At 49.0% G+C, this 337-nt stretch carries 1 protein-coding gene; it reads right to left on the reverse strand.

All coding sequences use genetic code 11. The annotated features are described in order from the left end of the window. The coding region (locus ABR854_RS25915; RefSeq protein ID WP_502881247.1) for an immunoglobulin domain-containing protein at positions 1-337 on the reverse strand (337 nt) is incomplete at both ends.

Genomic DNA, 337 nt, shown 5'->3' on the forward strand with positions numbered 1-337 from the left:
CACTTGGACCAGACCACGAATAAGTACTTCCTCCACTTGATCCCAGTGTTACTATCGAACCTACACACTGTGTATCTCCCGTGGCACTGGCGGTTGGAATTGAATTGATCGTTGCAACTGCCGTGCTTCTCGTTGTGCTAACACAGCCATTTAAGCTACATTCTAAATAATAGGTCGTCGTGGTCGAAATGCTTGGGGTGGTGTAAGTTGTTCCTGTGACTAAAGCGGTGCCACCTGTTAATGAACTGTACCATGAGATCGTTCCGCCCGAACAGCCACTTGCGGTCATTGTTATACTACCTGGACCACAACGATTGCCACCTGCACTTGTTGGGGC

Origin of the sequence: Emticicia sp. W12TSBA100-4 (genome assembly GCF_040253585.1) — a bacterium.
Classification (GTDB): Bacteria; Bacteroidota; Bacteroidia; order Cytophagales; family Spirosomataceae; genus Emticicia.